Origin of the sequence: Thermodesulfobacterium hveragerdense DSM 12571, assembly GCF_000423845.1 — a bacterium.
GTDB lineage: Bacteria > Desulfobacterota > Thermodesulfobacteria > Thermodesulfobacteriales > Thermodesulfobacteriaceae > Thermodesulfobacterium > Thermodesulfobacterium hveragerdense.
In genome coordinates this window covers 34,400-54,477 of sequence record NZ_AUIT01000002.1, presented here as the reverse complement: position 1 = coordinate 54,477, position 20,078 = coordinate 34,400, and the positions used below count along the sequence as shown (strand labels likewise).

Here is a 20,078-nt window from a genome sequence, read left to right as displayed (position 1 = left end):
ACAAATTTAGCTTTTTAAGAGAGCTTGGATTTGTTCTGGTTTAACCAACCTTATCAGGTTGGTAGACCCAACCTTTCCTACAGGATACCCCATGGTTAAAACTAACGTATCTTTTTTCTTAATAAGCCCTTTTTGATAGGCCCTTACCAAAAATTCTTTTACCATCCCGTCTACCGTTTTTACCTCAGAAAGCACAAAACAAGGATAAACCCCCCAAACTATCGTAAGACGTCTTAAGATTTCTTCGTCATGGACGTTGGCTAAAATCAACTCCTTAGGTCTAAACTTAGCTATCCGCATGGCAGAACTGCCAGATTTAGTAAAAACTACGATAGCTTTGGCTTTAACCTCAGAAGCTAAAACACAACTGCTATAGGCAATGGCAAAATCTGAGGACACTTCCTGATAAGTTTCTTTTAGATAAGGATACAGCTTTTCAGCTTCTTTGATGATTTTAACCATCATTTTTACACACTCTACAGGGAAGTTGCCTATAGCTGTCTCGTCTGAAAGCATCAAAGCATCAGCCCCGTCTAAAACCGCATTGGCGATGTCTGAAACGTCTGCTCTTGTAGGCATGGTAGAATCAATCATGGAGGTTAGCATTTGAGTAGCAATTATCACCGGTTTACCCAATTTTCTACCCTTTTCTACCAATACTTTTTGTATAACAGGAACTCGTTCGATAGGAACCTCTACCCCAAGGTCTCCCCTTGCAACCATAAGTCCGTCAGCTACCTCTAAAATTTCTTCTATGTTTTCAAGAGCAGTTTGTGTTTCTATCTTGGCAAACACAGGTTGCCCCTTGCCAAATTTCTCTATCACCTCTTTACAAGCTAAAACGTCTTCTTTTCTATTCACAAAGGAAAGGGCTACAAAATCTATTTCATTCTGAAGTCCGAACAAAAGGTCCTCTCTATCTTTGGGAGTAAAAGCCGGTATAGAAAGAGAAACACCAGGGAAATTAAGACCTTTTTTAGAAGAAATAACCCCTCCCTGCAATACTTCAGTAATAACTCTATCCTCTAAAACTTTAATCACTCTCAACTTAATTAAACCGTCTGCTACATAGATAAGGTCTTTCTCTTTTAGGTCTTCAAGGATTTCGGGATACTCTACAGAAACCTTAAAACAATCTCCTGTCTTTTCTCCCAAAATCTTGGTTTTATGTAGTTCAAGAATCTCTCCTGCATGGACTAAAAAGGGTTTTTTAACCTCTCCTATTCGGATTTTAGGGCCTGAAAGGTCTTGTAAAATACCTACCGGAAGTTTTAACTCTGCCGAAGCCCTTCTTATAAGCTTTATACTTTGCTTATGGTATTCATGGTCACCGTGAGAAAAATTTAACCTAAAAACATTAACCCCAGCCTTTATCAATTTTTTTATCAATGTAAGATTCTGGGTCTTGGGACCTATGGTGGCTACTATCTTGGTTTTTTTCATAGGTTAGGCTTTTTAAACTTTTTTAAATATTCAAAACATTCTTCTTCTGGCATAGGTTTGGCAAATAAAAATCCCTGAAAATAGTCACAACCTAACTCCTTTAAAACCTCAAATTGTTCTTTGGTTTCCACTCCTTCAGCTATGGTTTTTATGTTAAGTTTTTTAGCCAGGGTTATTATGGTTTCTAAGATAAAAAAAGTTTTCTTGTCAGTTAAGAAATCTCTGACAAAACTTTGGTCTATTTTTATAAAATCTATCGGTAGATCTTTTAGATAATGTAAAGAGGAATAACCTGTCCCAAAATCATCTATCGATATGTTGATTCGATAAAACTTGAGCATTCTCAAAAGTTTGTTTGCTTTTTCTAAATTAGTGGCTAAAGCATGTTCTGTGATTTCAATCCCCAAGCAACAAGGTATGTTTTTTAACAAGTCTACCTTTTTAGAGAGTATTTCAAAAATGTGCATAGTTTCTAAACTTTTAGAAGAGATGTTGATTGAAACAGGTTTTTGAATGTTTACCAAGGTTTCTAAATTTTTATCTATGCTTATTTCTTCAAAATCCTTCAAGTAAGGGCTGTTTTCTAAGTAATCTATAAAATCTCCTGGGTTAAAAACTTTTCCATCCGCTTTTATCCTAACCAGGGCCTCAAGCCCTGCAACCTCAAGGTCAGAAGTAAAATAAGGTTGATAGTAAAAAACAAAGAGATGTTCCTGAATAGCCTTTTTAACCAAATTTTCTACAAAAAATATGTTTTCTACGTGTTTTTCTACATAAGGATTAAAAATTTCTATCAGATTAGGACCTTTTTTCTTAACCTCACTCAACAAAACATTTGCTTTTCGCCACATCTCAATAAAGCTATTGCCATCTTCTGGATAAAAAACAATACCTCCTTGAAACTCTAAAAATACCCTTTCTCCTTCTTTTACTTCAATAGGTAGGGTAAAAATTTCGTGAATTTTTTTTATCAAACTATAAGTATCTTTTTTTTCATAATCTATCAAAAATAAAGAAAAACTATCTCCTACCAGACGAGAGATTAACGCATTAGGAAAAGACTCTTTCAACCTCTGAGCAACGGTTGTCAAAACTTTATCTCCTGCCTCAAGTCCGTAAAAATGGTTTATGTAAGAAAAGTTGTATATATCTAACAACACAAGGATACCTTCTTTCACCACCTGCAACAGGTCGGTTGTTTTTTGAGCAAATCCCTGGTAGTTTAACAAACCTGTAAGCAGGTCCTGAGTTAACATCTTTTGCTTTTCTATTTCAAAAATTATTTCTTTGGTGAGGTTTTTACCTAAGATGATAACTTTCTTATAATCGGCAAACTTAACTAAAGTTAATTTTATTTCTAAAAAACTTCGTTTTTTGGTTGAAGAAAGAGAAATAATCTTTTTTATAATATTTAAACCCTTTAAAACCTGATTTATTTCTTCAGAGGTAATACCTAATAACTTAAATATGTTAACTTCAAAAGGGTCTTCCTCAAACTCAAGTTCATGGAAGGCAACCGGATTTAAGTATTCTAACTTTCCGTCTACATCAGCAATGATTAACATGTCTCCGCTTTGTTTGATAAAGTCGTTAAAAATTTGTATTCTTAAAAACAAGTCTATTTTTTTTAAGGCAAAAGAAAGGTTGTTTTTAAGTTCTTCTAACAGCTCAAAGTACTCTTCTGTAAAAAAGTTGGGCTCATCCGCCCAAAGCACCAACACATGAGAAACCCGTTTTCCTTTCATTATAGGAACACTGCAAACCGATCTTACGTTTAAAGCCTTTAAGATCTCAGAAACATCTTTAAGGTAATGATACTTTTCCACATCAGGTATTATGTTTATTTTTTTTCGTGAAAAGCTTTATAAAAACTGAGGGTTTGATTTTCTAAAGAAAAAAGATAAGGATCAAGCCTATTTATAAAGCTTAGGGTTTCTGGATAATACAGAATAGGCTTAACTCTTCTGGTTAGTTCATCTATCTCTCCTATCCAAGTTCCTTTTAATTCCAGGACCTTGACCAAGGTTTTCACAACTTTATCAAACAACTCCTCTTCAGAATAACTTTCTATCATTAAATGATTAATCTCTTTTAACACTTCGATGAGCTTTTTATACCTTACCTCTGAGGTTATGTCTATTACTAAAGATAAGCCCCCAAAATCTCCTTGAAAAACTATGGTATCTTCATAAACGTTAAACCACCTTTTTCTGCCTTGTTTAGTTTTTACAGGCACTTCATTGTAAACGGTGGAAAAAAACTCTCCTGTGCATCTTTTTTTAATGTTTTCTCTTACCAACTTTTTAATCCTTTCCTCGGAAAAAAGATCTTCCATTTTATAGTCTTTTAAATCTTGAGGTTCGTAGTTTAGTCGTTTTAGGGCATATTCATTAGCCAATAAAACCTGGTCATCTCGGTAGATTAACATACCTAAATATGAAGATTTATAAAAAAGTTCATAAATCAAGGCCTTTTCCCATAGGGTTGACAAAAGTTCTGGCAGTATAGCAAAGGTTTTTATAAACTGTTCTTCTTGGGAGACAAGATCAACCTCTAATCCCTTTAAAGTAAAGGGGTTTAGAAAAAAGTCTCTTAACCATAAAAAATAAGGAGAACCTGGGTTGAGCATGAAAAAATGTATATCATGGTAAGATATGGGTAACCAGAAGTTAGATCTAAATATTTCTTGATTATTTTTTAAAAAATCAGCTGATAGTAAAGCAAGGTCTATGTGTTTTTTTAAAAAAGAATCTTTAATCTCCTTTTGAGAGGAAAACAAGATAGGCAAAACTCTATTTAAAGAAATAGGGAAATCTTGATATAATACTAAGAGCAAGTTTATCAGACAAGGATTTTTTAAAAGTCCTAATTTTAAAAATTCTTTTTCTTTGTGATTAAACTCTAAAAAATCCTTTCTGCTTATCAAACAAAAGTTGGAATGACCTAAACCTTTCACCTTAGCTACAGGGATAAAGCCCTTTTTAACAAGAGCACAACTGTTAACAAAAGAGGAAAAATAAATGTCTGGAAGAAAAGAATCTAAATACCTAAGCTCCTCTTCCAGATCTCTGAAGATTTTTAGCTCGATCTTTAACCCTGTTTTCTTTACAATTCCATCAACAAGTTCTTCCCAAACTAAAGACCTATCCTTTTGACAATTACAAACCGCAAAATTTAAAAATTTTTCCATAGTCCTTCAAAAAGATGTTTAAAGAGTATTTTAACATAACTTTTGTTTATAAACAAGTTAACCCAAATTGTATAAAATTTTAAAATCAGTATTGACATCAAAAAAATTTTTTTTAAAATAAAATTTAAGTAGACTAAAAACATCTACTTAAGAGGAAAACTGTGGAGTTTACAGCCGCACAGGACTATGCGATAAGGATGGTTCTTTATCTGTCCTGTATCTATTTATATCAAGGAAAAACGATCGCCTCTCGAGAAGAGATTTGTCGGACGATGGAAATACCTAAGGCTTTTTTAGCCAAGATTGCTCAGTTTTTAGAAAAAGCAGGAATTTTAACCATAAAAAGAGGTAAAACCGGTGGGTATCAGTTGTTAAAAAAACCTTCACAGATTTCTTTGTTAGAGGTAGTCGAAGCGTTTGAAGGCCCTATTACCTTTACCCGATGTTTTATCAAAAAGGAACAGTGTAAAAGAATCGAATTTTGTCCGGTAAACAAGGTACTGCATGATATAAACGAGTGTTTTAGAGAAAAACTTTCTTCTTACACCTTTGATAAACTTGCAGAGGCAGAAATATTAGCCCTTAAAAAAGAGTAAACATAAAAACTAAAAAAAGGGGGCTTTATGGATGTATTATGGTTGTCAAGGCTTCAGTTTGCAGCAGCAGCCATTTTTCATTTTTTGTTTGTACCCCTTACGTTAGGTCTTTCTTTTTTAACCGCTATCTATCAAACCCTATGGCTTAAGACTGGAGATGAAGATTTTAAGCGGGCTGCCAGGTTCTGGGGGAAAATTTTTCTGATCAACTTTGGTTTAGGGGTGGTCACAGGAATAACCCTTGAGTTTCAGTTTGGAACCAACTGGCGTTATTATTCTGAATACGTAGGAGATGTTTTTGGGCCTTTATTGGCTATAGAGGCTACCTTAGCCTTTTTCCTTGAGTCTACCTTTATCGCGGTATGGTGGTTTGGCTGGGAGAGGCTTAATCCTAAGGTTACTACGACAGCCATCTGGTTAACAGCTATAGCCTCAACCATTTCCGCGCTTTGGATTTTACTTGCCAACGGTTGGATGCAAAATCCCGTAGGTTTTGAGATAAGAAATGGAAGGGCAGAACTTACTGACTTTTGGGCCCTTTTAACCAATCCCTTTGGTTGGTCTCAGTTTTTACACGTAATACCAGCCAGCTTTACCCTTGGTGGTTTTTTTGTTTTAGGGGTATGTGGATACCATCTTCTTAAAAAAAGAGAGTTGTCTTTTTTCAAAAAATCCTTTAGGATCGCAGCCATTTGGACTTTAGTTTGGGCGCTTTTGTTGGTAGTTCTTGGACATCATCATGGTGCTATCGTGGCTAAAACCCAGCCCACTAAATTAGCTGCAATGGAAGCCATCTGGGAAACCAAAAAAAGTGCAGACTTTGCTCTTTTACTTATACCTGACGAAGAAAACGAAAAAAACGTGGTAGAGGCATTTAAAATACCAGGTATGGTAAGTTTACTGGCTTACCATAATTTTAATGCAGAGGTAAAAGGCCTTAAGGAATGGCCTAAAGAAGAAAGACCTCCTGTAGCCCTAAACTTCTGGAGTTTTAGGCTTATGGTTGGACTTGGCTTTCTATTCCTCTTTCTTGGTCTATGGGCTTGTATAAGAAGAAACAGTCCAGAAAACTACCCGCTCCTTTTAAGGTTACTTATCATAAACATACCCTTACCTTATATCGCTTGTCAGCTTGGATGGATCGTAGCTGAGGTAGGAAGACAACCCTGGATAGTTTATGGACTTATGAAAACTAAAGACGCAGTGTCCCCTCTTTCTGTCAGTCAGGTAGCTATTTCTTTTCCGGCTTTTATCATAGTATATGGAATTTTAGGTTTTGTGTGCTTTTGGTTAATCATCAAAACTGCGATCAAAGGGCCTGAAAAAGAAGCGGCAAAAACCTTGGGATATTAAAAATTAGAATAAGGGGGTGAAAAAATGGAAGGCAACATTTACCAAATAATATGGTTTGTTCTCTGGGCTGTACTTTGGACAGGGTATTTTGTTTTAGACGGGTTTGACCTCGGAGCAGGTTCAGCCTTCTATCTTCTCGGTAAGAAAGAAGAAGAAAAAAAGGCCATTTACCAGGCCCTTGGTCCTTTCTGGGACGGAAATGAAGTCTGGTTAATCACTGCAGGAGGGGCAACTTTCGCAGCCTTTCCTAAAACCTATGCGGTGATGTTTAGCTCCCTTTATTCAGCCCTACTTTTATTGTTATTTTCTCTTATCCTTAGAGGTGTTTCTATAGAATATCGCAACAAATACGACAAACCTCTCTGGAAAACCTTATGGGATTTAGGGTTTTTCTTAGGAAGTATACTGCCACCTTTTCTTCTTGGAGTAGCCTTTGCCAACATTTTTCAGGGTATACCTATAGATGAAAAGGGTATCTACCACGGTTCTCTCTTTACTTTACTTAATCCTTTTGGGATTTTAGGAGGACTTCTTTTTGTGTTTTGTTTTGCTGCTCATGGTTGTAATTGGATAGCCTTTAAAACAAACGGAGAGCTATCAGAAAAGGCAGCTACTCTTTCTAAAAAGTTTACGGCTGTCACTCTGATATTGGCTGGACTATTCTTTTTTGGTGCCTATCTTTCAACCAACCTCTGGCAAAATTACTTTAACTGTCCTTTACTTTTAGTCTTCCCTGTATTATCCTTAGCAGGTTTTTTAATGATATTTCCCTTTTTAATCAAGAAAAACTTCTTAGGGGCTTTTTTAGCTTCAGCTGTAGGTATCTCGGGTTTTTCTGCTTGGGGTTTTGCTGGCCTTTTCCCCAACATGCTCCCCTCTTCTCTTAATCCTGCCTGGAACCTAACCATCTATAATAGCTCTTCAAGCCTTCTCACCCTTCAAATTATGACGGTAGTAGCTCTGATTTTTGTACCCATAGTACTGGCTTATACTTTTTGGGCTTATAAAACCTTTAGTTTTAAAATCTCCTCTAAAGAGAATTAGTTTTCACAAGAGGGAGGCATTTTTAAGCCTCCCCTCACCAACCTAAAGAAATAACTCCTTTATTTCTGAGGTTTAGATCTTTAACAACAAAAAATTAAACTTGACTTTTTAAAAAGTTTTTATATAAAAGTTAAAAAGAAGTAAGTAATTACAAACATATCAAAAAAGGGGGTGTACTATGTACGGGTATGCTGGAAAAATTTTAAGAATTGACCTAATTAATCAATCTATTAAGGTTGAAGATTTAAATGCTGAATGGGCTAAGAAGTATATTGGAGGAAGAGGTCTTGCAAGTAAGTACTTGTTTGAAGAAATAGACCCTAAGGTAGACCCCTTTAGTCCTGACAATAAGTTGATAATAACCACAGGTCCTCTTACCGGTACCTCTGTGCCTACGGGTGGAAGATATATGGTGGTTACAAAATCTCCTCTAACAGAGGCTATAGCTTGTTCTAACTCAGGAGGTTTTTTTGGAGCTGAACTTAAAGCTGCTGGTTATGACATGATAATCCTTGAGGGAAAAGCCTCCAAACCAGTCTATATCGCCATAGAAGATGATAAAGTGGAGATAAAAGATGCAGCCCATCTTTGGGGAAAGTTGGTTTATGAAACCACCGACCTTTTAAAACAAAAATATGGAAATAAGGCCAAAGTCCTTGCGATAGGACCAGCGGGGGAAAAATTAGTAAGGATAGCTGCGGTGATGAACGATTATGACAGAGCAGCTGGAAGGTCTGGAGTGGGTGCTGTTATGGGGTCTAAAAACGTAAAAGCTATAGTAGCCAAAGGTAGTAAGGGTGTTTCTGTGGCTGACGAACAAAAAGTAAAAGATGTAGTAGCAAGCAAGATAAAAATCATTCGTGAAAACCCTGTCACTGGAGAAGGACTTCCTGCCTATGGAACAGCCATCTTGGTAAACATAATAAACGAACATGGTATCTTTCCTGTGGCTAACTTTCAAAGAGCCTATACCCCTGAGGCTGATAAAATAAGCGGTGAAACCATGGCCAAAACCATTTTAACCAAAAAACATGCCTGCTTTAGATGTCCTATAGCCTGTGGAAGGGTGGTAAGATTAAAAGACGGAAAAGAGGTTGGTGGCCCTGAGTATGAAACCGTATGGTCCTATGGAGCAAACTGTGAGGTTTACGATTTAAATGCCATTTCTGAGGCTAACTACTGGTGTAACCAGTATGGATTAGACACCATCTCTACAGGGGCTACCATAGCAGCTGCTATGGAGCTTTATCAAAGAGGATACATCAAAGATGATGAGATAGATAAAGACGGAATATCTCTTAAATTTGGAGACCCAGAAGCTATCGTAGGTTGGACGATAAAGATAGGAAAAAGAGAAGGATTAGGAGATAAGATGGCAGAAGGATCTTATAGATTGTGCGAAGCCTATGGTGCTCCTCATCTTTCTATGAGTGTCAAAAAATTAGAACTTCCTGCTTATGACCCAAGAGGGGTCCAAGGACATGGTTTAGTTTATGCCACAGCCAACAGGGGTGGATGTCATGTGAGAGGATACCTTATCTCTGCTGAAATCTTGGGTATTCCTCAAAAGCTTGACAGGTTCTCTACAGAAGGCAAGGCTGAATGGGCAAAAATTTTCCAAGACCTAACTGCAGTTATAGATTCTCTTGGAATGTGCCTTTTCACCTCCTTTGCTTTAGGGCTTAAAGACTATGTAGACCTGATGAATGCTGTTTGTGGTACCGACTACACAGAAGAAACCCTTCTTGCCGCAGGAGAAAAAATCTATAATTTAGAAAGACTGTTTAACCTAAAAGCCGGTATAGACCCATCTCAGGATACCCTTCCTAAGAGGTTAATAGAAGAACCAATATCTGAAGGACCTTCCAAAGGTGTAGTACATAAACTTTCAGACCTTTTGCCTAAATACTACGAGGTAAGAGGTTGGGACGAAAAAGGTTATCCTAAGGAAGAAACCTTAAAAAGGTTAGAAGTCTAAGAATTGAAAAGAGTTAGATGTAGAAATTAAAAAAGGGCTTCGGTAAAAATTTACCGAAGCCCCTTTTTAACGATCGATCCTTTTTCAACATTCCTTATACAGGAGGTATTTCTTGATTTTTGAAAAACTATACTTAGAACTTACCAACAGATGTAACTTTAATTGCAAAATCTGTTATCGTCATGGCTGGGAAGAAACCTTGCAAGATTTAGATTTTTTTCTTTTAGAAAAAATTTATAAGGAAATAAAAGATATAGATTTAAAAGAAATAGTCTTAGGGGGTATAGGAGAACCTCTATTCTATCCTAACATAAAAGAGGCAATAGAACTGTTTTCTAAATTTAATCTTACGCTAACTACCAACGGAAGTCTATTGAAGGATGACCTTGTAGAAATAGTTGCTACTAAAATAAAAAAGTTAGTGGTCTCTATCGACGGTAGTTTTGAAGTTTACGAAAAGATAAGGGGATATCCCTTAACCAATCTGATAGAAAATCTTAAAAACCTAAATAAGATTAAGCAAGAACTCAGGTCTGAATATCCTCTTTTATTGGTAGAGTTTGTGTTATCAAAAGAAAATCAGAAAGAACTTCTTAAGATTATAAACCTTTGTAATGAAATAGAAGCCTATCAACTTATCATTTCTCAGCTTGTGCCTCAGGTAGAAAGCAATAAAGATAATATACTCTATGAAAAGTACCTTAACCAAGAACTCAAGGATCTGTTTGAAAAGGTTAAACTTTATGCTTTAAGGAGTGGGTTAAAACTGGTTTTGCCTAAGGTTGAGCTTAAGACTGAAAGATATTGTCCTTTTATAGAGGAAAAAGCTTTGGTGATAGGGTCAGACGGCAGGGTTTATCCTTGCTACCGGTTTTCTCATAATATGATAGAATATATTTTTGGTAGAAAAAAGCAAATATTAAAACATCCCTTTGGAGACTTAAGAGAAAAAAGTCTAACAGAAATTTTTCAAAGTCCTCAATATAGAGATTTTTACTACCGGATCTATGCAAATAGGTACCCTTCTTGTATCGATTGTGACCTGGTAGATGGCTGTGAACTGGTAAAAACCTCTGAGTGCGATTGTTATGCTTTGATGCCTTCCTGTGGAGACTGTTTGTGGAGCAGAGGTTTTGCTCTATGTCCTTAAAATTGCAGGAGGTTTAAACATGATAAAGGTTAAACTTTTTGCCACCTTAAGAGAAGGAAGAGCAAATGAAATTGACTTTGAATTTTTTCCAGGTATAAACGGGAGATTTATCCTTGAAAAGCTTGGCATACCAGAGAAACAGGTGTCCATATTTTTGGTCAACGGAAGAGATTACTCCTTAGACGAACCGATCTCTGACGGTGATGTTATTGCCATTTTTCCACCAGTTGGAGGAGGTTAACCCTTGATAGAAAAAAAATACCTAAGAAACTTTAAAATGCTTTCTTTAGAGGAACAAGAGAGACTAAAAAAAACTAAGGTGTTGGTTGCTGGATGTGGAGGCCTTGGTGGATATGTGGTTGAAATGCTTGCAAGACTTGGTATAGGATGGATAACTGTGGTTGATGATGAGGCCTTTGAAGAAACCAACCTAAATAGACAGCTTTTTAGTACAGTTAATACCCTTGGGAAAAAAAAGGCTTTGGTAGCTAAAGAAAGAATCTTAGAAGTTAATCCTGATGTAGTAGTAAACCCTATTTTAACCAGAATAGAAGAAAAAAACGCAAAAGAGGTGGTCGCAGGTCATGAGGTGGTGGTAGATGCCCTTGATAGCATCCCCCATAGAATTCTTCTTGAAAAGGTTTGTGAAGAACTAAAAATACCTCTGATACATGGTGCGATAGCAGGATGGTATGGTCAGGTCACAACCGTTTTGCCAGGAGATAGGACTTTATCTATCGTCTACAAACACCATAAAGAAGGAATAGAAAAAGAGTTAGGAACTCCTTCTTTTTCTCCTGCTGTGGTAGCTGGGATTCAGGTGTGTGAGGTGTTAAAAATAATCTTAAACAAAGGAGAACTTCTTTCCAAGAAATTGTTATACATAGATCTACTTAATCAGGAATATCAAAAAATAGAGTTGCATTTTTAAGAAAGTTTTGTTTAATTAAATGATTATGAGACATGGTGGATGGTGTTGGAAAAAACATGGTTTTAAAGAGTGTGGTTTAAGAAAAACCCAGGCACGAGAGGCCATACTCAACCTTCTCAGTCAAACAGAAGGCCATCTCACAGCTGAAGAAATTTTTTGGAAGCTAAAAGAGATATTACCTGGTATAGGATTAGCTACTGTATACCGAACTTTAGAACTTCTTACTCAGCTTGGCATAATCAAAAAATTAGAATTTCAAGAAGGTAAAGCTCGTTTTGAATTCATAAAACAGGAAGAAAGAGACCATTATCATCTTATATGCAAAGTTTGTGGTAAAATTATTAACTACATGCCTTCTGAGGAATATCAGGTTTTAAAGGATTTAACCGAAAATATAGAAAAAGACTTTGACTTTAAGGTTGAAACCTTAGAAATTCAAGCCTACGGTGTTTGCAAAGACTGCAAAAAATCGTAAAACCAATCTTTCTCAACTAACTCTTTTTGTTTTTATGGGGTTCTCAAAAATTTTTTCTTTTTTCAAACAAATTTCTCTTGACTTTTATCATTTTTTAAATATAAAAATTTTTTAGTAACTTTTAAAAGTTAGGAGGTAACAGGATGTTTGATAGTTTAAACAAGAACCTCAGGTTGAGGTGGAAGCTTACCATACCCTTGGTTTTAGTTCTTTTTATAGGAATTGCAATTACTGTTTTTGTAACCAGTTATAGTCTATACTATATAAACCTTCATCAAGCTAAAACTAAAACATTACCCCATTATGCTAAAGCTGTAAAAGAAGCCTTAATCAAAGATATGGCAAGCCCTAATTATAAAGAACTAAGAAATTACTATCTCTCTTCTCTGGGTAACGTTAAAGTTTTAAAAAGCCCCAAAATTGAGGCTCAATTTGGCGGAAATAAAGAAGGTTCTTTTGATTTACCATCAAAAGAGAAAGAAGCAGTATTAGCTGGTAAAGAATTTTTCGTTAAAGAAAAAGATAGCTTAAAAGGAATTTACCCTCTTAAAGCTGAAAACAGATGTTTGAGTTGCCACAAGGTAAACGAAGGGGAGGTTTTAGGGGCTCTGGTGTTAACCCTCCAGTATAATGATATCTTTTCTATCATCACTAAAACTCAAATCTCTTACGGAGTGCTTGGATTTTTAGGAATCATAGGAGCCTTCTTAGCGGTTTATATAGCTTATATTGTCTCTCATAAACCTTTAGACCATCTGGCTTTAGTTTTGCAAAAGATGGCTGAGGGAGATTTAACGGTCAAAGTGCCTTATATAGACTATAAAGACATCACCGGAAGGGTAGCAAGAAGTATTCACAAGCTACTTACCTCTTTTATCGAACTTAACGAAAAATCTCTTTCCTATTCTTCTCGCTTAGCTGATGCAACAGACGAAAACTTTAGATATGTAGATAAAACCTCTGAGAATGCAAAACAGTTAGCAAATCAGGCCTCCCAAATAGCGGCAGCAATCGAGGAAATGACAGCTACCATCGGAGACATTGCTAAAAACGCAACCTCTGTGTCAGACTTAGCCTCTCATAATATCGAGGTTGCTTTTGAGGCTCAAACCCTTTCAGAAGAAACAGGTAGTATTGTTTTAAAAGCTAATCAGGAAACCATGGCCCTAAAGCAGGTGATGGATAGCTTAAATCAAAGGGCTGAAGAAATCGATTACATCGTTCAGTTAATAAAAGATATAGCAGACCAAACGAATCTCCTTGCACTTAACGCAACGATTGAAGCGGCTCGTGCTGGGGAGCATGGAAAAGGTTTTGCGGTAGTGGCTGATGAGATAAGAAAGTTAGCTGATAAAACATTAAAGGCTACCCAAGAAATCGCAGAAAAAATAGGCAACATCCAGCAAGATACCACCCAAGCCTTTAACAAGATGGAAACTACCGCTAAAGAGGTTGAGAATGCCTTAGCCTCTTTAGAAAAAGTAAAACAGGTTTTAAACCAAATCGTAACCTCTTCTCAAAATGTTAAAGATGCTATCTCTCAAATCGCTGCTGCCACAGAACAACAGTCTGTTGCCAGCGAAGAAATCAGTAAAAACGTCGAAAAAGTAGCCAAACTTTCGTCTGAAATAGATGGTTTTATAGAAAAGTTAGGGCAATCTATCTATCACCTAATTTTGATTTCATCTGATCTAAGGCATACAGCAACCGCTGTGGTTACTCAAAAACTAAAAGAAAGCCTTTTCGATATCTTTAAAGGAGACCATGAAAGGATGTACTTGAGAGTTAAATCTCATCTAAAAGGTTGGGAAAAGCTAAATGCTGAAATTATAGGAAACTATCAAGGCTGTGGCATAGGTAAATGGTATTATGGAGAGGAAGGGGCAAAGTTTAGAAACATACCTGTTTTTAAGGAGTTTGAAGAAGTTCACAAGAAATGCCATCTTTTAGCTAAAGAAATCGTTTTGGCCTATGACTCTGGTCAAACAGAAAAGGTTAGAAATTTAGAAAAGGAAATTGGAATGCATTCTCTGAAATTAAGAGAACTGTTAGATAAGATGCAAGAAATCTATCTTTCTGAGTTTAAAAAAGTCTAAGCTTACTCCCTAAACGGAATGGCTAAGTTTCTGATATAGGTTTCTTTTTCTCGCCAGTCTTTTAGTGTTTTTACCCAAAGGGCTAAGTATATCTTCTTTCCTAAGAGAAATTCTAATTCTTCTCTTGCAAGGGTGCCTATCTTTTTCAACATCTGGCCTTGTTTCCCTATGATGATACCCTTTTGAGAGTCTCTTTCGATAAATATCGTTGCCTGGATATAAAGCAAGTTTTTTTCTTCGTCTTCTTTTATTTGTTCCACTTTAACCGCGGTACTATAGGGTATTTCCTGATAGGTTAGTTGAAAAATTTTTTCTCTGACAATCTCTGCCACCAGAAGACTTAAAGGTAAATCGGTAACCCTTTCTGGTTCATAATAAAAAAAACCTTCTGGTAAAAGCTTCACCAGTTCATCGATGATCCTTTCGATTCCGTCGTTTTTCAAAGCAGAAACAGGGATGATGGCCTTAAAGTCATGTAGTTTAGAAAAATAGTCTATCATAGGAAGAAGTTCACTCTTTTTGATAAGGTCTATTTTATTTAAAACCAAGATGGTAGGCTTGTCGGCTCTTTTGATGATGTCTAAAAGTCGTTCTTCTTCAGGTAATCTATGGGTCACATCTACGACCCATAAAATGAGATCTACTTCTTCTAAAGCCTCTAAAGCTTCTTCTACCATCATTTTATTAAAGAGAGATTTTGCGTCATGAATCCCTGGGGTATCTATGAAAACTATCTGATAGTTGTCTTGGGTAAGAACACCTTTTATGTTAAACCTGGTAGTTTGGGGTTTTGGACTTACGATAGAAACCTTAGTGCCTATTATCCGGTTTAATAACGTTGATTTACCTACATTAGGAAATCCTACGATAGCCACAAACCCAGATCTGGTTTTAGACTCTTTTGTTTCCTCAAAACTTTTAGTTTCTATACTCATCTGTAAACACCTCTATGTTTAAATTTGTTTACTTAAAACAAAACTTTTTCCACAAACAGTCTATACAAGCCTCATTTTTCCATCTATCACATACCTTAGGAAGCTTATCCTTTATCTCTGCTTTTTTTACCAAAAAGCCTGGTTTTAACTTAAGAAGCTCTAACGCTAAACGATCTTTTTGAGATATCTTATCACTAAGCTTACAAACTTGGCCATCAAGATAAGGGCAGGCTTTACAAACCACATCAGGGCCTTCGACGATAAGCACAGGAGATTTTTCCCAAGCCTCAACCACCTTGTTTAGGTTTTCTACAAAAGCTTCATTATATCCTAAACCTTTGTAGAATTGCAAACAGATTAGATGATGTCCTCTAAGCTCCACCTTTTATATACTCCTCCCTTTCCTCAGCCTTCAGTTGTTTTAAGGCTTTTTTGGCTGCAAGGTTTTCTGCTTCTTTCTTAGAAGGACCTTTGGCTTTACCTAAGATCTTTCCGTTTAGTTTTACCACCACCTCAAACTTAGGGTTATGAGGAGGTCCAGAAACAGAAACCACCTCATACTCAGGTCTTTCATGATATCTACTTTGTAAAAATTCCTGCAATTCTGTTTTGTAATCATATCCTATAATTTTCGGAAAATTTACTAAGTAAGGTTTAAACCATGTTTTCACCTTTTCACAGGCAACTTCAAGTCCACCTTCTAAAAATATAGCCCCTATAAGGGCTTCTAAAGCTCTGGCAGCTATATTTTCTTTACTTTTCAAATCGAGGAATTGCTCTCTTTTACCTAAGTAAAGATAGTCTAAAAGATTCAATTTTTTAGCTACCTTTATCAAAGTTGCTTTACACACAAGGTATGCCCTTTTTTTAGTAAGTACACCTTCCTGATCTTTCTGGTATTTATGAAAAATCCACTGAGAAATGCAAAGATTTAACACAGCATCTCCCAAAAACTCAAGTCTTTCGTTATCTTCTAAAGCTAATTCTTTATGATTTATTTTATAAGACTTATGAGTTAAAGCACTCTTCAACAGGTCTTTATTATGAAATCGAAATTCTATGATTTTTTCCAGTTCTTCCAGATCTTTTTCCATAGATTAACACCGTTAACGAGCAACCAGAAAGGCATGTTTAAACCTTTGTTTTTTTAGCGTCTGTGAAAGAGCTAAGGCCTGTTGTAAATCGTTGCTTAAATAAACCTGCACCCTATAGAAGATACAGTCTCCTTTAATAAAAGGTTCTATCTCCACCTTAAAGGACTCTTTTTCCAATTGTCTCTTAAATTGTAAAGCATTTTCTCTTTGTTTAAACGACCCTACCTGAAGATAGAACTCGCCTTTATTAAAATCAGGAATAGAGGTATATACCATTTTATCGTCCTTGATTTCTCCTTCTCCCAGAGCCACGATTTTAACCTTAGCCGTGCCTTTACCGATAAGTCCTAACTCTTTAGCTGCGGCATAACTAAGGTCAAGACATCTTTCACCTACAAAAGGACCTCTATCATTAACCCTTACCACTACCTGTTTTCCGTTTTCAAGGTTTGTGACCAAAAGATAGGTTCCCATAGGTAGTATTTTATGGGCTGCGGTATAATCATACATGTTATATACTTCTCCACTTGCGGCAAACTCACCGTGAAAACCTGGCCCATACCAGGAAGCCACACAAACCTCTTCATACCCTTTGGCTGAAGGTAAAGGGTAGTAAGTTTTCCCGTTAATGGTATAAGGTTTTAACCAGCCTGGTAGGGTTGAGGAGGGGGCTGAGTGACTGTATTCGTCATTTAAAACTACTGGTTTAGGAGGTTTTGCACACCCGGTAAGAAACAAACAAAAACCTAGCACCCAGGTTAATCTTATTATCATAAACTATCTCTTAGCTAAGGCCTGAGCAACCTTTTTGGCAAAATAGGTGATAATTAAGTCTGCTCCTGCTCTTTTAATGGCTATCAAACTTTCAAACATGATCTTTTCTTCATCAAGCCATCCCAACTTAGAAGCAGCCTTTATCATAGCATACTCTCCGCTAACCTGATAAGCAGCTAACGGATGGTTAAATTCTTGTCTTATTGTTTTTATTACGTCTAAATAAGGCATAGCAGGCTTAACCATCAAAATGTCTGCACCTTCTTGAACGTCTAAATAAGCCTCTCTTAAAGCCTCTCTTATGTTAGCAGGATCCATCTGATATGATCTGCGGTCACCAAACTTAGGAGCTGAATCAGCAGCCTCCCTAAAAGGCCCATAAAAAGCTGAACAATATTTAACTGCATAGCTCATGATAGCGACATCAATAAAACCTGCTTCATCAAGAGCTTCTCTAATCCGCCCTACCCTTCCGTCCATCATGTCCGAAGGAGCAACCATATCAGCCCCTGCTCTGGCATGAGACAAAGCCACCTTAGCAAGTTGCTCTAAGGTAGCTTCATTATCCACCGTATGATTTTTGATTATTCCACAATGTCCATGAGAAGTATATTCACAAAGACAGACGTCTGTAATAACCATAAGGTCAGGAAATTTTTCTTTTAAAGTTCTAACAGTTTTTTGGACGATTCCTTCTTTAGCATAGGCTGAACTACCTACTTCGTCTTTTTTATCAGGTATCCCAAAAAGAAGGACAGCTTTAATCCCTAATTCCACCACCTGCTTTACTTCATCTATAACCTGGTCTAAAGAAAACCGGTAAACCTCTGGCATAGATTTTATTTCCTGTTTTACTCCCTTTCCTTCGCACACAAAAAGAGGATAGATCAAATCATCTACCGTAAGAATGGTTTCTCTTACCAAGGAACGGATGCTTTCGTTTTTCCTTAGCCTTCTTGGTCTATACTCTGGGAAAAACATCTTTCCTCCTATTCAAAACTCAAGGCTTTTTCTAATAGATGATAAAAAGTTTTCAAATCTTCCTTATAATTTTCTGTAAGATGGATAAGGATAACAGGCTTTTTCCTTTCTACCAGGGCCTTAAAATCTGCATAGGCCTGAGCAAACTGTTGGTCCCAAAAGGTATATCCTTCCCCTGGGATTATCTGCTCAGGGTTTCTACCTTTTCTGGTAAAAATCATAAACCTTGAAAGAATAGGACCCCCTTTATGCATCTGTCCTGTAGAATGCAGATACCTTGGTCCAAAACCAAAAACGGTGCTACAATTCTTTCTTTCACGAACAAGTGTCCTAAAATCCCTAAAAATGTCTTCAATCTCAGGAGTTGAGGGAAGATAAGCCAACAATCCCACATAAGTCCAAGGAGAAAAATCCTTAAAGAACTTCTTAAGTAAGGCTGAAAATTTAGGAAATTCGATCGATATGGTATCTTCATAATAGAAACTAATACCTGTAGATTCGTCTAAATAAAGTTCTATGCCGAAATCCCTCTCTTGTTTGAACTTTTCTAAAAATTCTCTGGTTTTTTCTTTGGTAAGCACCACATCCGGTTCATCAAAGGGATTTAAAGTAAGAAAATAACCACAGAGGGCGGTGGCTAACATCCAGCGAAAAGCTTCAGCAAAAATTTCGTATCTTTCATCCAAAACATAGGTTTTTACCCTGAAACCTTCTTCTGTAAGGTCTGAAATCAACCTCTGATAAATCTTTTCTCTGCCTTTAAGGGTTAGATAGATAAAAGTTCTATCGTTTCCATAAACAGTAGGAGATCCTGGAGATTCTCCTACTATGGGCACCAATCCTGTATAATTCTTCCCTAAACTTTCAGCCAATAGTTGCTCTAACCATAAGGCAAAGGGTTTAAGCAATGGATCGGTAATAAGAGAAATTTTATCCTGGCCCTGCACATAAGCCTCTACCAAAAACTCAGCCAAAGAAGCAGCTAAGTTATATCCCCAAGGAATGTCTGCATGGCAAGCCTCATACATCTTTTGGGCATAACTTAAGGCTTTATTCAGATCAAGACCCATCAAAGCCGCAGGTAAAAACCCAATTTCAGAAAGAGCGGCATATCTTCCACCTATAAAAAGAGGATGGGTAAAAACCTTCCTAAAACCAAGCTCTTTAGCCAGTTCTTCAAGAGGAGAGCCCTGATCGGTTAAAGCTACAAAATGATTACCAGGGTTTAAGCCCTTTCCTTCTGATTTCTGCCAAAAATACTTTAAATGAGAAAGGGTCTCTAACGTAGTCCCTGATTTAGAAACGATAAAAAATAAGGTCTTTTCTAACGGTAAGTTTTCTACTTGCTTGATAATCTCTGGATCATTGGTATCAACCACCAAAAATTGAGGATAGCCTGGCTGAGGACCAAACATCTGAGATAATACCAACGGAAAAAGGGCAGAGCCACCCATTCCACACCAAACTATGTGAGAAAACTCACCTTTTACCTCTTCTGCAAAAGTCTGATAATCTTTTATCTTAAGTAGAATAGGAGTAACTCCGTCTATCCAGTCTAAACGTTTTTTTATCTTCTCTTGAATTGCTGGGTCAGAACTAAAAAGAGAGGGATCTTTTTGAAACAACCTTTGTAAAAGCTCTTGTTTTTGTTCGTTAGACAGGTTTCTCGGGCGTTTGATGTGCCCAAAATCTCGATAAGTTTTAACAATCTTGGGAGGTTGAGACATTTAAAACTCCTTTTGGGTTGATTTATCCAAGTATTTTAAGAAAAAAGAACGATTTGTCAAGCCAAATAAGGGCATTTGAAAACGCTTTGTTGTAATTGCAGAAGACTGAATTATTTCTGCCTTACGCGCTTATTCTTTTGAGCTTCTTGAAAGATCTCTGCAAACAAAGGAGATACTTCTTTTTATTTGTAGAGACTTGGGATGCCTTAAAAAGGTTTTTTATATCAGAAAATTGAGGCAAAAAGAATAAAATTTTTTAAAACCTCTACACGTTGAGGGTTGCATTTTTAGAAAGATATGTTATTTTTATG

General features: G+C 36.5%; 18 protein-coding genes. 9 read left to right on the top strand and 9 right to left on the bottom strand.

All coding sequences use genetic code 11. The annotated features are described in order from the left end of the window. Positions 1 to 6 precede the first annotated feature (6 nt). The 3 genes from pyk to G580_RS0101405 are packed head-to-tail and all read right to left on the bottom strand — an operon-like array spanning position 7 to position 4,633. Positions 7 to 1,443 (bottom strand): pyruvate kinase, encoded by a 1,437-nt coding sequence (pyk, locus tag G580_RS0101415; RefSeq protein WP_028840719.1) that lies wholly within the window; start codon positions 1,441 to 1,443, stop codon positions 7 to 9. Then, complete coding sequence (locus G580_RS0101410) at positions 1,440 to 3,269, bottom strand: putative bifunctional diguanylate cyclase/phosphodiesterase (RefSeq protein WP_028840718.1); 1,830 nt, start codon at positions 3,267 to 3,269, stop codon at positions 1,440 to 1,442. The genes pyk and G580_RS0101410 overlap by 4 nt, the downstream gene beginning before the upstream one ends. Before the next feature lie 14 nt (positions 3,270 to 3,283). Next, entirely contained in the window at positions 3,284 to 4,633 is a 1,350-nt protein-coding gene (locus G580_RS0101405; RefSeq protein ID WP_028840717.1) for a PAS domain S-box protein, read from the bottom strand. Positions 4,634 to 4,794: 161 nt separating this feature from the next. Here G580_RS0101405 and G580_RS0101395 point away from each other — a divergent pair, with 161 nt between their 5' ends. The 9 genes from G580_RS0101395 (at position 4,795) to G580_RS0101355 (ending at position 14,256) form a co-directional block, all read left to right on the top strand. Then, on the top strand, positions 4,795 to 5,229 hold the full coding sequence (locus G580_RS0101395) for an RrF2 family transcriptional regulator (protein WP_028840716.1): 435 nt from the start codon (positions 4,795 to 4,797) through the stop codon (positions 5,227 to 5,229). Positions 5,230 to 5,256: 27 nt separating this feature from the next. Further along, a complete protein-coding gene (locus G580_RS0101390) occupies positions 5,257 to 6,582 on the top strand; it encodes a cytochrome ubiquinol oxidase subunit I (RefSeq protein WP_028840715.1) in 1,326 nt (441 codons plus the stop codon). Positions 6,583 to 6,606: 24 nt separating this feature from the next. Further along, a complete protein-coding gene (gene cydB / locus G580_RS0101385) occupies positions 6,607 to 7,626 on the top strand; it encodes a cytochrome d ubiquinol oxidase subunit II (RefSeq protein WP_038041275.1) in 1,020 nt (339 codons plus the stop codon). A 178-nt stretch (positions 7,627 to 7,804) separates the two neighbouring features. Continuing rightward, the gene (locus G580_RS0101380; RefSeq protein WP_028840713.1) at positions 7,805 to 9,604 is read left to right on the top strand and encodes an aldehyde ferredoxin oxidoreductase family protein; all 1,800 of its coding nucleotides are present in this window, start codon (positions 7,805 to 7,807) and stop codon (positions 9,602 to 9,604) included. Positions 9,605 to 9,716: 112 nt separating this feature from the next. Next, on the top strand, positions 9,717 to 10,754 hold the full coding sequence (locus G580_RS0101375; RefSeq protein WP_028840712.1) for a tungsten cofactor oxidoreductase radical SAM maturase: 1,038 nt from the start codon (positions 9,717 to 9,719) through the stop codon (positions 10,752 to 10,754). 19 nt (positions 10,755 to 10,773) lie between these two features. Beyond that, positions 10,774 to 10,995 (top strand): MoaD/ThiS family protein, encoded by a 222-nt coding sequence (locus tag G580_RS0101370; protein WP_028840711.1) that lies wholly within the window; start codon positions 10,774 to 10,776, stop codon positions 10,993 to 10,995. 36 nt (positions 10,996 to 11,031) lie between these two features. Then, positions 11,032 to 11,685 carry a ThiF family adenylyltransferase gene (locus G580_RS0101365; protein WP_038041313.1) on the top strand — a complete coding sequence of 218 codons (654 nt, stop codon included), beginning with the start codon at positions 11,032 to 11,034 and terminating at the stop codon, positions 11,683 to 11,685. A gap of 19 nt (positions 11,686 to 11,704) precedes the next feature. Further along, on the top strand, positions 11,705 to 12,160 hold the full coding sequence (locus G580_RS0101360; protein WP_038041273.1) for a Fur family transcriptional regulator: 456 nt from the start codon (positions 11,705 to 11,707) through the stop codon (positions 12,158 to 12,160). Positions 12,161 to 12,303: 143 nt separating this feature from the next. Continuing rightward, positions 12,304 to 14,256, top strand: coding sequence for a methyl-accepting chemotaxis protein (locus G580_RS0101355; RefSeq protein WP_028840708.1), 1,953 nt, complete (start codon positions 12,304 to 12,306; stop codon positions 14,254 to 14,256). A 2-nt stretch (positions 14,257 to 14,258) separates the two neighbouring features. Here G580_RS0101355 and era read toward each other — a convergent pair whose 3' ends face one another. Genes era through G580_RS0101325 form a run of 6 tightly spaced genes read right to left on the bottom strand, consistent with a single transcriptional unit; the run spans position 14,259 to position 19,767 of the window. After that, positions 14,259 to 15,191: a GTPase Era gene (gene era / locus G580_RS0101350; protein ID WP_028840707.1), complete on the bottom strand. Its 933-nt coding sequence runs from the start codon at positions 15,189 to 15,191 to the stop codon at positions 14,259 to 14,261. Between the two features lie 28 nt (positions 15,192 to 15,219). Further along, positions 15,220 to 15,573, bottom strand: a complete 354-nt coding sequence (locus G580_RS0101345) for a DUF1284 domain-containing protein (protein WP_028840706.1) — start codon at positions 15,571 to 15,573, stop codon at positions 15,220 to 15,222. Continuing rightward, positions 15,563 to 16,285: a ribonuclease III gene (gene rnc / locus G580_RS0101340; protein ID WP_028840705.1), complete on the bottom strand. Its 723-nt coding sequence runs from the start codon at positions 16,283 to 16,285 to the stop codon at positions 15,563 to 15,565. The genes G580_RS0101345 and rnc overlap by 11 nt, the downstream gene beginning before the upstream one ends. 12 nt (positions 16,286 to 16,297) lie before the next feature. Next, complete coding sequence (locus G580_RS0101335; RefSeq protein WP_028840704.1) at positions 16,298 to 17,059, bottom strand: septal ring lytic transglycosylase RlpA family protein; 762 nt, start codon at positions 17,057 to 17,059, stop codon at positions 16,298 to 16,300. A 3-nt stretch (positions 17,060 to 17,062) separates the two neighbouring features. Then, positions 17,063 to 18,040, bottom strand: coding sequence for a porphobilinogen synthase (hemB, locus tag G580_RS0101330; RefSeq protein ID WP_028840703.1), 978 nt, complete (start codon positions 18,038 to 18,040; stop codon positions 17,063 to 17,065). 8 nt (positions 18,041 to 18,048) lie between these two features. Continuing rightward, positions 18,049 to 19,767 carry a phosphoheptose isomerase gene (locus G580_RS0101325; RefSeq protein WP_028840702.1) on the bottom strand — a complete coding sequence of 573 codons (1,719 nt, stop codon included), beginning with the start codon at positions 19,765 to 19,767 and terminating at the stop codon, positions 18,049 to 18,051. Positions 19,768 to 20,078 lie beyond the last annotated feature (311 nt).